13 protein-coding genes and 1 pseudogene are annotated in these 14,227 nt (G+C 64.7%); 11 read left to right on the top strand and 3 right to left on the bottom strand.

What is annotated here, in order from left to right:
* Nucleotides 1-148 precede the first annotated feature (148 nt).
* The gene (locus ACPUER_RS00760; protein WP_175962204.1) at nucleotides 149-910 is read right to left on the bottom strand and encodes an ABC transporter permease; all 762 of its coding nucleotides are present in this window, start codon (nucleotides 908-910) and stop codon (nucleotides 149-151) included.
* A gap of 5 nt (nucleotides 911-915) precedes the next feature.
* Nucleotides 916-1,860 (bottom strand): ABC transporter ATP-binding protein, encoded by a 945-nt coding sequence (locus ACPUER_RS00755; RefSeq protein WP_072442024.1) that lies wholly within the window; start codon nucleotides 1,858-1,860, stop codon nucleotides 916-918.
* Nucleotides 1,861-2,294: 434 nt separating this feature from the next.
* On the opposite strand from ACPUER_RS00755, the gene ACPUER_RS00750 reads away from it, so the two are divergent.
* The 11 genes from ACPUER_RS00750 (at nucleotide 2,295) to ACPUER_RS00700 (ending at nucleotide 13,689) form a co-directional block, all read left to right on the top strand.
* A complete protein-coding gene (locus ACPUER_RS00750) occupies nucleotides 2,295-2,591 on the top strand; it encodes a cupin domain-containing protein (RefSeq protein ID WP_072442022.1) in 297 nt (98 codons plus the stop codon).
* A gap of 615 nt (nucleotides 2,592-3,206) precedes the next feature.
* A complete protein-coding gene (locus tag ACPUER_RS00745) occupies nucleotides 3,207-4,820 on the top strand; it encodes a DUF2957 domain-containing protein (RefSeq protein WP_310132258.1) in 1,614 nt (537 codons plus the stop codon).
* A gap of 71 nt (nucleotides 4,821-4,891) precedes the next feature.
* Nucleotides 4,892-6,145, top strand: a complete 1,254-nt coding sequence (locus tag ACPUER_RS00740) for a DUF2957 domain-containing protein (RefSeq protein ID WP_425130085.1) — start codon at nucleotides 4,892-4,894, stop codon at nucleotides 6,143-6,145.
* A 73-nt stretch (nucleotides 6,146-6,218) separates the two neighbouring features.
* Entirely contained in the window at nucleotides 6,219-7,043 is an 825-nt protein-coding gene (locus ACPUER_RS00735) for an OmpW/AlkL family protein (protein WP_072442016.1), read from the top strand.
* A 121-nt stretch (nucleotides 7,044-7,164) separates the two neighbouring features.
* The gene (locus tag ACPUER_RS00730) at nucleotides 7,165-7,668 is read left to right on the top strand and encodes a hypothetical protein (RefSeq protein WP_034180772.1); all 504 of its coding nucleotides are present in this window, start codon (nucleotides 7,165-7,167) and stop codon (nucleotides 7,666-7,668) included.
* A 225-nt stretch (nucleotides 7,669-7,893) separates the two neighbouring features.
* Nucleotides 7,894-9,006, top strand: coding sequence for a hypothetical protein (locus ACPUER_RS00725; RefSeq protein ID WP_425130084.1), 1,113 nt, complete (start codon nucleotides 7,894-7,896; stop codon nucleotides 9,004-9,006).
* Between the two features lie 379 nt (nucleotides 9,007-9,385).
* Nucleotides 9,386-10,528: an MGDG synthase family glycosyltransferase gene (locus ACPUER_RS00720; RefSeq protein ID WP_072442013.1), complete on the top strand. Its 1,143-nt coding sequence runs from the start codon at nucleotides 9,386-9,388 to the stop codon at nucleotides 10,526-10,528.
* Nucleotides 10,525-11,019: a hypothetical protein gene (locus ACPUER_RS00715; protein ID WP_175962208.1), complete on the top strand. Its 495-nt coding sequence runs from the start codon at nucleotides 10,525-10,527 to the stop codon at nucleotides 11,017-11,019. The genes ACPUER_RS00720 and ACPUER_RS00715 overlap by 4 nt, the downstream gene beginning before the upstream one ends.
* Before the next feature lie 13 nt (nucleotides 11,020-11,032).
* Entirely contained in the window at nucleotides 11,033-11,632 is a 600-nt protein-coding gene (locus tag ACPUER_RS00710) for a dual specificity protein phosphatase family protein (protein WP_425130083.1), read from the top strand.
* A gap of 463 nt (nucleotides 11,633-12,095) precedes the next feature.
* A complete protein-coding gene (locus ACPUER_RS00705; RefSeq protein ID WP_343300749.1) occupies nucleotides 12,096-12,410 on the top strand; it encodes a helix-turn-helix transcriptional regulator in 315 nt (104 codons plus the stop codon).
* On the top strand, nucleotides 12,403-13,689 hold the full coding sequence (locus ACPUER_RS00700) for a type II toxin-antitoxin system HipA family toxin (protein ID WP_072442005.1): 1,287 nt from the start codon (nucleotides 12,403-12,405) through the stop codon (nucleotides 13,687-13,689). Before ACPUER_RS00705 ends, ACPUER_RS00700 begins: the two co-directional genes overlap by 8 nt.
* A 23-nt stretch (nucleotides 13,690-13,712) precedes the next feature.
* Here ACPUER_RS00700 and ACPUER_RS00695 read toward each other — a convergent pair.
* A pseudogene (locus ACPUER_RS00695) lies at nucleotides 13,713-13,999 on the bottom strand (TIGR03751 family conjugal transfer lipoprotein); the annotation flags it as partial.
* Between the last annotated feature and the right edge of the window lie 228 nt (nucleotides 14,000-14,227).

Raw genomic sequence — 14,227 nt, 5'->3', positions numbered from 1 at the left:
ATGAAACAGGGCCTCGCAGCGCATGCTCCAAGGCCCCGATGCTTCGGTATTCAGTAGACGCGACCACAAAATGCCGCATCAGAGGAAAAGCGCCGCCTGCTTGCCCAAATGCGTCATCGGCGGGCGGCGTGGGATGAGTCGGTTGGCGTCAGTTCTTCAGCTTGTATCCGGTGCGGAACATCCACGCGACGATCGCGAGCAGGATCACGAGGAACAGCCCGGTCGCGGCGAGGCTGATCCACACGTGCACGTCCGCGAGCCCGTAGAACGACCAGCGGAAGCCGCTGACCAGATACACGATCGGGTTGAACAGCGTGATGACGCGCCACGCGGGCGGCAGCATGTCGACCGAATAGAAGCTGCCGCCGAGGAAGGTGAGCGGCGTGATGATCAGGAGCGGCACGAGCTGCAGCTTCTCGAAGCTGTCGGCCCAGATGCCGATCACGAAGCCGAACAGGCTGAACGTGACCGCCGTCAGCACGAGGAACAGCACCATCCAGAACGGATGCAGGATATGCAGCGGCACGAACAGGCCGGCCGTCGCGAGGATGATGACGCCGAGCAGTATCGACTTCGACGCGGCCGCGCCCACGTAGGCGATCACGATCTCCCAGTACGACACGGGCGCGGACAGGATCTCGTAGATCGTGCCCGTGAAGCGCGGGAAGTAGATGCCGAACGACGCGTTCGAGATGCTTTGCGACAGCAGCGACAGCATCACGAGGCCCGGCACGATGAACGACCCGTAGCCGATGCCGTTCACGTCGCTGATGCGCGAGCCGATCGCGGAGCCGAACACGACGAAATACAGCGACGTCGAGATCACCGGCGCGATGATGCTCTGCATCAGGGTGCGGCGCGTGCGGGCCATTTCTGCGCGGTAGATCGCGCGGATTCCTTGAAGATTCATGCGCGTCAGGCTCCTTGTGCGCCGTTGCGGCGGTTGTCGATCAGGCTGACGAAAATATCCTCGAGCGAGCTCTGCGTCGTGTGCAGGTCGCGAAAGCCGATGCCGGCCGAGCCGAGCGCGTTGATCAGCGTCGCGATGCTCGCGTCGTCGCGCTGCGAGTCATACGTGTAGACGAGCGCGGCGCCGTCGTCCGCTCGTTCGAGCCCGAACGGCGCGAGCGCGGGCGGCACGTCCGCGAGCGGCTGCTCGAGCTGCACGGTCAGCTGCTTCTTGCCGAGCTTGCGCATCAGCTCGTGCTTTTCCTCGACGAGCACGAGCTCGCCGCCGAGGATGATGCCGATCCGGTCGGCCATTTCCTCGGCTTCCTCGATGTAGTGCGTGGTCAGCAGGATCGTCACGCCGCTTTCGCGCAGCGAATCGACGAGCTTCCACATGTCGCGGCGCAGCTCGACGTCGACGCCGGCGGTCGGCTCGTCGAGGAACAGGATGCGCGGCTCGTGCGACAGCGCCTTCGCGATCATCACGCGGCGCTTCATCCCGCCCGACAGCGTCATCAGCTTGCTGTCGCGCTTGTCCCACAGCGACAGCGCCTTCAGCGTCTTCTCGATGTGCGCGGGATCGGGTGCCTTGCCGAACAGGCCGCGGCTGAACGACACGGTCGCCCACACGGTTTCGAACGCGTCGGTGGTCAGCTCCTGCGGCACGAGGCCGATCATTTCGCGGGCCGCGCGGTATTGATCGCGGATGTCGTGGCCGCCGACCGTCACGCGGCCTTCGGTCGGCGTGACGATGCCGCAGATCGAGCCGATCAGCGTCGTCTTGCCGGCGCCGTTCGGCCCGAGCAGCGCGAAGATCTCGCCGGGGCGGATGTCGAGGGTCACGTGCTTCAGCGCCTGGAAGCCGGACGCGTAAGTCTTGGAGAGGTCGGAGACGGAAAGGATCGGTTGCATGCTCACGGATGGCACGGCCGGCCGGCGCGACGGTGTGCGCCGCACGTGCCCGGAGTCGCCGCCGCTGCGAAGCGGCCGGGATCGGGGACGGCATGGCGAACGGGCGTCATGTCGAACGGCGTTGTGGTGCGGGATCGCGGGACCGCCATATTAGCAATCGGTAGATGGAAATGCATTTCGGTGGAAAGGTCTTGCGTTGTCGGTGCCGGATTTGCTTGAAATGGCCGAGTTTTTCTCAATAGAGTGGTGCTTTGTTTGAGTTGCTCGAACAATTTGGACTGTTTCCTGCGAACCGGACGGCGATCGCGTTTTCTCGCGGCCGCGCGGCGGCCGGCCCGCCGACTGTGCTGCCCGAACGCCTCTGCGCCGTACCGGGACGGCATGCCCGGCGCTCGCGATAATGCGTTCCTTTCACGGTTCACGGAGCGGGGCGAATGTCTTTGATCGATTTCAAATCCGTTGCGGCCGCGCAGGCCGCCGCGTGGAAATCCACGATCGTCGGCGAGGTCGGGCCGGCCAGGATCAAGGTGTTGCGCATGGATGCGCAGCCGTACGAAGCGGAAGTGCACGACTACAACGAAGGGCTGCTGGTGCTCGACGGCCAGCTGATGCTCGAAGTCGGCGCGGAAACGGTCGTGGTCGAGGCCGGGCAGATGTATCTCGCGCTCGCCGGCACGCGCCACGCGGTGCTGCCCGGCAGCCACGGTACGCTCGCGATCATCGACGTGTAAAAGGTGGCGCGCCGCGTTCGCGGGGCCGCCTGCGGGCCGGCTCGCCCGCCCGGCGCGGAAAGCGGCCTGCCGCGCAAGCCCGTCGCGCGGCCCATCTATTTGTCTGAGCAAATAAAATGAAGGCTGTTTGAAAAACTGTCAAACGACGTGAAAACACTAGGATCGCGTGGTTCCGTTCGTTTGGAACTCTGCATCCATTTACTTGTTTGAATGGTCCGATCATAGTCTCGTCAAACGACGCATCACGATAACGAATCAAGCGTACGTACGGAGACGAATTCATGCGACGCGTATCCACGGGGCCAACCGGACTGCCGTTTCCCAGTTTTTCGCTGAATGCAGGCGCGACATACGTCGTCGGCCTGCGTTGGCGCATCGCCGTGTAGCGGCGCACCACTTTCCGTTTCGATCGTTCCGACGGCGCCGTGCCGCATGACGGCGCCGCGGGAGCGCGCTTGTCTGCCGCCGCGGCTTTCATCGCATTTGCATGAGCTGCAGGGCGGTTGCATTGCGAACACCATCATGCGCCGCGCGCTCGTGCGGCGGCGCGATACCAACCGGCGAGCCATGCAGCCCGTCCGGACGAGACTTGTCGTACCTGTAAAGGAGGGGTTGATGATTTGCATTCCTGAATGGCGGAAGGTGATCCTGTCGTGCGCGGTGCTGGCGCTGCCGTTCGTCGCCGGTTGCGGCGGCGGCGACGATCCGGGGCCGATCAACGTGCCGCAGTGCTCGGGCAGCGCATGCGGGCCGAGCGGCGCGATCACGCAACCGCCCGTCGTGACGAAGCTGTGTCCCGATTCGCTCGATTACACGACGACCTACACGGGTGGCGCCGGCAGCGGCGAATACGTGAAGGTGAAGTTCGACACGACGAAGCTCACGTATCAGATGCAGTTCATCGAATCGTCGGTACCGACGTCGGCGGGGCAGGTCAACAACACGCGCGCGGGCCTGACGATCAGCGGCGCATTCCATCATCCGACCAACCTTCCGACCGCCGAGCAGAACCGCTGCGCGTTCGTGCTCGACAGCGGCGCGACCAGCGACGGCGCGTATTCGGTGACGATCAAGCGTACCGATCCGCCGATGCTGTTCGTCGGCAATGGCGTGGTTGGCGGCGGAATTCCGGGGGCGACGATCGCGTTCCAGGGCATCGAGCCGATTCCGGGTTTTGTCCTTGGCGTGGTGCCGTCGCGCACATTCGATTTCTATCCGTTCATCGGCTTTGTCGAAACGGAAACCGACTTCACGAAGGTCGCGGGCAACTACAACGAAGTCGGTATCCATTTGTCGCCGGTCGGCGGTACCGCCCAGGATGCGAACGGGGCTGTCGGCTGGGAGCCGGACGTCGTCAACTGGAACCAGACGTTCAATGCGGACGGTTCGTGCACGATCACGCAGGGCAGCGACTACTCGTGCCAGACGACCGGGTCGCCGTGGACGCTGCGCAAGAACGCGGACGGGTCGGCGGACAACGTGTTCGTGAGCAATGCGGTGGCGAACCCGTTCGGTACGGTTGCGTATCCGGTCGCCGGGCAGGCGCCGGGCCTCGTGATCGTGACGCCGAGTCAGGCGAAGGGCATCATGATCGTCGGCAAGCTGAACGGCGTACGGGTGCCGATTGTGATTCGCGTCGGCTATACCCATGTGGATACGACCAATCCGCTCGCCTCGGTCGCCGATGCCGAAGTCGGGATCTCGATGCTCTCGTCGTCCACAGCGATTGCCGCGAACTCGCTGAAGGGCGGTTACATCGGCGCGACGAGCGCATCCGCATGCGGTGTCGTGACATCTACCGGTGTGGGGAACACCATCGCGCAGTCCGGCCCGAGCTTCGATAACCAGGTGCCGCACCCGGATCTGCCAGGCACCTTTGCCAACGGCTTTTTCATGGCGGAAGCGGGTAGCTGCAACGACGGCACTGCCGTGTCGACGATCTCCGCGAACTACACGTCGACGTTGTTCCAGGGCGGCACCGCGGCATTCATCGATCCGCAGACGTCTTCGGTGACCTCGCAGTTCGCGCTCGACTACACGCAGGCAACGCCCGGCAAGATCAAGGTCACGGCCAACAGCGATTTCAACGCGAAGGGCGCAAGCGGCAATGTCGCGATCTTCAAGAAGGGCGACACGGGCTGGATCGTGACGGCCGGCAACGTCTACGCAATGGTCGTCAACAACAGCCAGGTCAATCCGTTCTTCACGGTCGGCGCGTTCGTCCAGTAACTGCGTACCGAACAAGTCACGCCGGCGGCGCATGCGTCGCCGCCGGCGAATCGAATTTCAAGAGGATTCCTATGAATTTGAAGCAATGGATGGTTGCGGCGTCGCTCGCACCCGTGCTGGCTGCGTGCGGCGGCGACGGCGACCCGCCGCCCGCGCCGGCGGTCCGGCTGTGCCCGCAGACGATCGACTACAGCACGGTATTCATCGGCGGCTCCGGGTCGGGCGAGCTCGTGAAAGTGCAGCTCGACACCACGAAGATGACGTTCCGGATGACCTACCTCGCATCGCCGGTGCCGACTACCGCGGGCACCGTGCAGCCGACGCGCGATACGGCGCCGGCCAACGTCGTCGACGGCACGCTGGCCGACGAAACGGGCCTGCCGACGGTGAAGCTGAACCAGTGCACGTTCCGGATGCAGAACGCGAGCCTCGATCCGAGCCGGCCCGCGCGGCTGTTCCTCGGCGAAGGCGTGCTGGGCGGCGCGATCCCCGGCGCGACGATCCAGTTCGACGGCGTGATCGGCGTCGGCAGGATTCCGAAGACGACGTTCCCGTATTACCCGTTCATCAGCTTCTCGTCGCTGGAGACCGACCTGACGAAGATCGCCGGCACCTACAACCAGCTCGGTTATCACCAGGTGCCGTCGCAGAACTTCCAGCCGGTGGCGCTCGATCAGAAGGTGACGATCAACGCGGACGGCAGCTACGTCGAGACCGACAACTTCGGCAAGAAGAACGGCGGGCAGCCGCTTGCGTCGAGCACGACCGTGAACCAGCCGTTCACGCTGCGTCCGGATGCGCCGGCGTTCCAGTCGCTCAACTACCAGCCGCAGATTCCGCCGACGCTCGCCGCGCTCGATCCGGCGAAGGCCGGCAAGGGGATCCTGATCGTCGGCAAGCTGCGCAACCAGCTCGTGCCGGTCTTCATCCGCACCGGCGCCGCGAACGCGGACCTCACGCAGGGGCCGCCGAGCGCGGACGACGAATCGGGCATCTCGTTCCTGAGCCCGCAGACGGCGATTGCGCTCGGCTCGCAGAACGGCGAGTACACGGGCGTCGACAGCGCGTTCAACTACCGCGCGACCGCGCTCGTCGGCGCGCAGGCCACGCTGCTCGATCCGTTCAACGCGTCGCAGGCCGCGCTCACGCGCGCACTGAACCTCGACTTCACGCAGAAGGTGCCGGGCGTCGTGACGACCGTGCATGCGGATGCTGCGTCGGGGCCGGCGACCGGCAAGTTCGTGTTCACCGGCGGCGTATTCGGGTTCCTCGACATGGCCGATACGAGCAATCCGTACTTCACGGTCGGCGCGTTCGTGCAGTGACCACACCCGGACGGAGACACGGCGGCGTCGCGCGCGGATGCGCGGCGCCCGGACAGAATGAGAGGGAGACTTCATGAAGAAGCTGATTGTCGCGGGTGTCGTCGCAGGCGTGTCGACACTCGCATCGGCCCAGCAGGCGGGCGACAACGTCGCGACGCTGGGCTGGCTGCACATCATGCCGCAGGATTCGACCAACGGCCTGACGACGAATCTCGCGAACATGCCGATCAACGGGCCGCTGCGCCTGCCCGGGTCGTTCACGTCGCCGGGCACTAGCCTGACGGTCAACAACGCCGATACGGTCGGCCTCACGCTTACGCACTTCTTCACCGACCACATCGCGGTGACGTCGGTGCTCGGCGTGCCGCCCGAGTTCACGCTGACCGGGCACGGCGTGATCCGGCCGCCGGGTCCGGCCGGCTCGCTCGGTTCGGTCGACATGGACAAGACGTCGAATCAGCCGGCGGTGAAGAACGCGCGGCAGTGGAGCCCCACGATCATTCTGCAGTACTACTTCAATGCGCCGACGGCGAAGTTCCGCCCGTTCGTCGGGATCGGCGTGGCCTACAGCTGGTTCAGCAACATCGAGCTGAACGGCAACTTCGCGAAGGACATCAACGAAAACCTCGGCAGCGTGCTCGCGGCCGGCGCCGGCAAGCCGGGGCCGACGTCGGTGGAGGGCAAGGCGTCGTCGTCGTTCACGCCGGTCTACAACATCGGCGCGAGCTATGCGATCGACAAGCACTGGGGGCTCACCGCGACGCTGACGTACATGCCGCTGAAGACGTACTCGTCGCTCGTGATCAAGGCGGCCGACGGTTCGACGCTCGCGACCACGCGCACGCGGCTGAAGGCCGATCCGCTGATCACGTTCGTCGGGATTTCCTACAAGTTCTGAGCCGACCGGCGCGCATGACGCGTGCCGGCGGCTTCCTGCGACCGGCTGGCCGGGCTCTTTCGGCCGGACGGTTGCGTTCCTGGCGGCGTGCCGCCATTTGTGAAGAGAGGGGGCAGTTCAAATGAGCATTCGCAAAATCGTATCGCTTGTTGCTGCAGTGGCATTCACCGCGGTTTCGGCCGCGCCTGCTTTCGCAGTCACCGTTTCGCGCGCTGACGGGCAGCCGATGAACCCGAATGGCGAGCCGTTCTCCGTATCGGGGCTCACGACGCTGAGCAAGGGATCGATCAGCGCAAACTGTACCGCGACGTTCAACGGGACGATCACGTCGACCGGCATCGTTCACATCACGTCGACGCAGTTCGCCGGAGGCGCCACGTGCGGACTGATCAGCGGCAGCGCGAGCAGCACGTCGCCGTGGACGGGCCAGGCCGACAGCACGACGCAGCTGTCGATCAACAACGTGCAGGTGAACGTCGCGCTGCTCGGCGCGTGCGGCCCGAGCAAGGTGGTAACGGCATGGAACGATCCGAACTCGTCGCTGACGTTCAATAACGCTGCATTGACGCCGAATTGCACGGTGTCCGGCACGGTCACGACGTCGCCGAAGTTCCACGTGCAGTAAGCGTCGCGGATCGAAGCGGGGCGTCCGCCGTGCGCGAGGGCCGTGCGGCATGCGCGGCGGGTTTCCGCAGCTTCGATGCATTCGAGCCGTCGCGCGTATCGGCGCGACGGCCGATTGGCCGCCCGCATCGCGATCCGATGCGGGCGGACCTGCAAGGTCGGCACGGTGTACCGCGCGGACTGAAACGACATTATTCCAATTGGCCAGAACACTCCCGGACGACCCATGCTCACCGACCCAGCGAAGTATGGTGATGCCCGCGGCGCGACGCCTGACCGGCTGCGCACGGCCGCGTGGCTGCAGTACCTGATCGAACATCTCGACGCCGCCGCTTGCGCACCGGCGGCGGGCGACACGGCAGTCGTCGCGTCATACGCGATACGCATGCGGGCAGGCGAGAGCCTGTCTCGTGACGCAGCGGCCGTTCTTCACGGGCTTGCGCCGTGGATCGCAACGGATGGCGGCGGCTGCGCTTGCGACCCGACCGACGTGCTCGGCGCGTGCGCGCATGTGCCTTCCGCGCAGCAGCTTGCCGAAGCCGAACGCTGTTGCCCCGGCTCGCGCGCCGTGTTCGATGCGGCGCACGGCGTGATCGATGCGTGCGCATTCGACGATCCCGATGTCGGCTGGGCCGCGCTCGCGCGGATTGCCGGCGGTGTCGAATGCAACGGCGAAGACGCAGGCGAACGTACCGCACATGAAGGAGAAGAGCATGGCGAGGCGCCGCCTGCGAAGAACCTGAGAGAAAAGCTGGCTGTCATCGCGGCGGCGAGTGCGGAAACGTCGGCCCGTCACGGTGCCATCATCGACGCGATCGTGCTGCGCGTGTGCGGCCCGCGCGACGACGCATCACGCATCGACGAGATGGCCGCGCTCGCGATGTTCTCGGCCGCGCTTGCCGCAGGCAACGGGATCTCCGTTGCCGCGTATGGTGGTCAGCACAACCTCGTCGCGCGGGCGATCCGTACGAATCGCGCCGATCTCGCATCGGTGGACGGGTTGCTTGCCGCGCTGTCCGTGTGCCGGCTCGACCGACTCGCCGGCGCGGGCAGCTTCTGGGCGTACTACCTGCTGACGGGCATCGTGATCGCCGCGCCGGACGCGGTGCGCGAAATCGGCCGTCGTTTTCATGGCGACACATGGCAGACGTGGCTCGACGACGTGCTCGCGTGGCCGGCGGTCAGCCGTTTCGGGCCGAAGGAGGATGTCGCGTTCGAACGCCTGCGCGACGCGATGAGCCTGACGTCGCGATGGAACCCGATCGTCCGCGCAAAGCGGATGCGGACGCGGGCCGTGGCGACTGCCAGGTTCGGCGAAGACGCGGAGAAGGCCCGCTGACACTCGGCTTTTGCCGACATGAAACGACATGACCTGCGCGCGAGCACCCGTTCGCGCTGAAATACGGCACCCCATTCGCGCGCGCGAGTGGGGCATGAAGCGGCGGCGCCCCTAGCCGCCACGCGCGGTCGGCGCCTCCCGCCGACCGCGCGCCATGCGATCCTGACTGACAGCGCGGCGGCGGCAGATCCGGGCCGCATCGTCCGGACGCAGTATGATTCCGCAGACGATGCCGGCGATCGATCGATTCGGAGTACCCGACCGCCCGCGCCGCCGAAGATCCGCCAAGCTTGTCGAAAGCCGGAAGCGAGACGCAGTCGCGTGAGAGCGCCGCTGCCGAACCCGCGTCCGGATCACCTTCATCGAAACGGTCAGTCAGATGTCAAAGCACAACAAAAAAATCCTTCTCCTGAGCGTCAGCGCCGGCGCCGGTCATACCCGCGCGGCCGAAGCGATCCGCGCATTTGCCGACAGCCATCCCGCCGGCATCGAAGCCACGCACCTGGACGTGATGGATTTCGTGTCCACCGGCTTTCGCAAGCTGTACACCGACCTCTACATCAAGCTCGTCAGCAGCCAGCCGGCGCTGTGGGGCTACCTGTACCAGAAGACCGACGAGGTCGATCCCGCCGCGCCGTCGCAGAAGATCCGGCGCGCGATCGAGCGGCTCAATTGCCGGCAGTTGCTCGCGGAAATCGAACGGCAGCGCCCGGACGCGATCATCTGCACACACTTCCTGCCCGCCGAACTGCTGTCGCGCGAGATCCGCAAGGGGCGCGTCGACACGCCGGTGTGGGTGCAGGTCACCGATTTCGACCTGCACAGCATGTGGGTCGTGCCGAACATGCGCGGCTACTTCGCGGCCAACGACGAGATTGCGTGGCGCATGCACGCGCGCGGCATGGCGCCCGAAACGGTGCACGTCAGCGGTATCCCGATCATGCCGGCGTTCGGCCGGCCGCTCGATCGCGCGGCCTGCGCGGCCGAGTTCGGCCTCGATCCCGCGCGACCGACGTTCCTGATGATGTCCGGCGGCGCGGGCCTCGGCGGGCTCGACGTGCTGGCGACGCGGCTGCTGGAGATGGACGCCGATTTCCAGTTGATCGCGCTGGCCGGCAAGAACCAGACGATGCTGGCGTCGCTGCAGACGCTCGCCGCGCAGCATCCGGGCCGGCTCTTTCCGCAGGGTTTCACGCAGCAGGTCGAACGCCTGATGGCCTGCGCCGACCTCGTCATCACGAAGCCGGGTGGCCTGACGACGTCCGAATGTCTCGCGATGCAGCTGCCGATGATCGTCAACTCGCCGATTCCGGGCCAGGAGGAGCGCAATGCGGATTTCCTGCTCGAACAGGGCGTGGCGCTGAAGGCCATCGACGACGATGCGCTCGTCTACCGGATCCGCGCGCTGCTGCAGACGCCGGAGCGCCTGGCCGACATGCGCCGCCGTTTGGCCCCGCTCGGGCGGCCGTTGGCCGGACGCTTCGTGCTCGATCGCGTGCTGGGACTGGAGCCTGCCGCATGAGCGTCGCGCGTTTTGTGCCGACGCGTCATACGCTGTTCGTCGTCGCATGGGTCATGTTGCTCGCGTTCTTTTTCGCGAACGTCGAGATCCAGATCGAGGGCAGCGCGGGGTGGGCCGCCAACCTGCCGACCTGGCGCATCGACAAGCACTGGCTGCTCGACATCTTCTGGGGCGGGCGCCCGATGACCGGATACCACGCGTGGGTGTTCCCGTTCGTCGCGCTGTTCTTCCACCTGCCGCCTGTGTTCAACGGGCACTGGTCGTGGCGCATCGAAGCCCGCATCATCGCGTGCATCATGGTGTTCTGGCTGACCGAGGATTTTCTGTGGTTCGTGCTGAATCCGGCCTACGGTCTTGCCCGCTTCAACCCGGCGCACGTGCCGTGGCATATCCACTGGCTGGGCGTGGCACCCACCGACTACTGGACCATGAGCGCCGCCGCGATCGTCCTGTTCATCCTGTCGCGCGAGCGCAAGCGCGCATTCCACTGAACACCGAACCAACATGAAAATTGCCTTCATTGCCGCGATCGCCGTCACGCTTGCCGGGCTCGTGAAGCCGGCATACGCGGACGCGGTTTTCGGCGTTGCGGCCCGACCGATCGCGGCCCGACCGATCCAATGGGCGCAAAACATTGCCGATGCGCGCGTGAACAACCTGCATCGCATCACGCCGACGTTGTACCGCAGCGCGCAGCTCTCGCGGGAAGACGTGCCGGAATTGCAGAAGCTCGGCATCCGCAAGGTCATCAGCTTCCGCGCGTTTCACGCGGACGACAGCATCCTGGCCGGCACGCAGATCACGATGCAGCGCATCCGGATCAACACGTGGTACATCCGCGACGAAGACATGGTCGCCGCGCTGAAGGCGCTGCGGACCGCCGACCAGGACGGCCCGGTGCTGATCCATTGCCAGCATGGCGCCGATCGCACCGGGCTCGTGTCGGCGCTGTACCGGATGGTGTACCAGGGCTGGACGCGCGAGCAGGCGCTCGATGAGTTGCAGCACGGCGGCTACGGGTTCCATCCGATCTGGCAGAACATCACGAATTACCTGAAGCACGTCGACGTCGAGCGTTTGCGGCAAGAGGTCAACAACGGCTGAGCCGGAAAGGAAAAACGCCGCTGACGGTGATCGTCAGCGGCGTTTTTAGTGGGCGCGCCCGCCGTCGTCAGACCGTCTCCGGCTGCCGCACCGCCTTCGCGACGAAGTAACGCACGACGAAGCACACGAACGGCTTCCTGCCGCGAATCTGAAGTGTGGTCATGATTGGCGCCTTGTGGCCCGACAGACTTCCTTTCTTCAGAAGCGGGGGCGAACAAGGCCGTGCACTCGTGCAACATGCGATCTGACCTCCGCACTGCCCCGGATAGTCCGCGCAGCCCCGGAGCGGTCTGATCGGCCGCTTCTTTGGTGTGGAGCTGCTTAACTCCATTATATTGTGGCTATTTGCGTAATCTTTCCGATAAGGCACTAAATTGAGGAATTACGCCTCTTGAACCAAGGTGGCGTTAATTCTATAATTTTGGGTGCTAACTGGCATAGAAGGGGGTAGATACACACTATGTTGGATTTAAGCTTTAGCAAGCCGAGTGAGGTCGTCAAGCGCCTCTGCGATCGCTTGCGCACAGAGCGTTTGGCTCTGGGCATGACACAGTCGGATCTGGCCGGGCGTGCCGGCATTGGGGCCAACACCGTGTCCAACCTGGAGGCCGGGCGCAATGTTGGCTTCGAGGCCGTGGTCCGGGTGGCGATGGCGCTCGGCCGAATCAAGGAGTTCGAAGGTCTGTTCCAGCCAAAGCTGGACAGCATCGAGGATATTCTGCGCTACGAGAAAACAGCCAAGCGCCTCCGTACAAAGAGAAAGTCCAGCAATGCCTGAACAAGTGAATGTCTTCTACGAGGGCTGGGGGGAGCGATGGCATTGGGGCACGCTGGTCTCCACGACTGCCCTGACCGGTCGCCCACTGATCGTGTTCGAGTACAGCAACGAGGCCAGGCAAAGGGGCCTGGAGCTGTCTTCGTACACGCTGCCGCTGGAGGGCCCTCAGTTGCGGCGAGATTTCCCAGGCCATCAATTGCAACTTCCGGGGCCTGTCTATGACGCCTTGCCAGACGGGTGGGGCATGCTGCTGATGGACCGTATGTTCAGGCGCCGTGGACTCAACACGGCCCGCATTGGCGCCCTGGAGCGGTTGGCCTATATCGGTAGCAACGCGATGGGGGCCATGACGTTTGAACCCGTCGCACCCGAAGGAGAGGCGCCGGATGTCCACATCCCGCTGCAACAGCTTGCCGCCGAAGTGCAGGAAGTGCTCCATGGTGAAGGTAGTGAGTTCCTGCAGACGTTGCTGCGGGTGGGCGGCTCGCCCCAAGGTGCAAGGCCCAAGGCCTTGGTCTATCGCGATCCGCAAACCGGTGGGTTTACCACGGCCGTCACGCCGGGCTTCGACGCCTGGCTGGTCAAGTTCCCGGCCAGAGAAGAGCATGCCGAGGTGTGCGCCATCGAGATGGTCTACGCCGAATGTCTGCGCAGATGTGGCATCGAGACCCCGGACACGCAGTACTTCAGTTTGCCCAATGGGCTGGCGGCGTTCGCCAGCAAGCGCTTTGATCGGCATGACGGATTGCGCGTCCCCATGCAGAGTCTCGCGGCGTTTACGGGGGCCGATTACCAGATTGCGGGGTCGTTGGACTACTTCAACTTCTTGCGGGCGACCCAGATCTGTACCAACGATGTGCGAGAGATGGGGAGGGCCTTCGAGCGCGCCGTCTTCAACGTCGCGTTCAACAACCGAGACGACCATCCCAAGAACTTCTCCTACGTCATGGCGCCAAATGGTCAGTGGAGACTGGCGCCGGCCTACGATGTGACCTTCTGCGAGGGACCCGGTGGATATCACCAAATGGACGTGATGGGTGAGGCACTGGAGATTTCCCGCGCACACATGCTTCGGCTTGCCGAGGAAGCCGAAGTGCCCCAGGACGTTGCCAGCAGAATGATTGACGGCATTTGCGAAGTGGCCAGCCAATTCTCAGACACGGCCGAGAACATGCACCCGCGGATTATTAATCGAGATACCTTGCGCACGATCCAAGGCCGCATCAACGAGAACGTAGCTCTGCTACGCCAGGGTCCCGCGGGCCGCGCTCACCGGTGAAGATGAACCGGCCGACGAACGGTTCAGAAGTCCTCCAGCCGTTCGCCCGGTAGCGCGTACTGCATCCGCTGGTACGGCGGGAACACTGTGGAGTATCCGGGCACCGGCACCAGATCGGTGCCGGCCAGGTGCGGGAACACGTACATGACCAGATCGGGATTGGGCAGCCGATGGAACGGGCGGTAGATCTCGTTCTGAGCCGTGCGGGTGTAAGCGCTGCCGTCAATCGGTGCGTCCTGCTCAGGCAATGGCCGGCACAACTGCTGGCGGCGTCGAGCAGCAGGCGTGCGGACTGGCCGGCTTCCGCATTCGCCAAAAGAGCGCGACGTCTTCGCGGGTTTTCGTTCTACTTGCCGCTCGTCCGCGCTTTCGGCGGTGCAGTGGCATGCGTACTCGACTGTCGTCGGCTGGTCCGCTGCCCTGAACCCCGGCAGCCTCATTTCAAAGCGCGTGCGCCCGCGAACTCATCCGGCCGATGTGATCACATGGCTGCAAGTCGGGAACTCGCTTCCGCGCAAGTCACCGTAAAAGAAACGAA

The organism is Burkholderia sp. DN3021, assembly GCF_049805555.1.
Taxonomy (GTDB): Bacteria; Pseudomonadota; Gammaproteobacteria; order Burkholderiales; family Burkholderiaceae; genus Burkholderia; species Burkholderia pyrrocinia_C.
The sequence above is the reverse complement of the archived record's forward strand: the minus strand, read 5'-3'. Positions and strand labels throughout refer to the sequence as shown.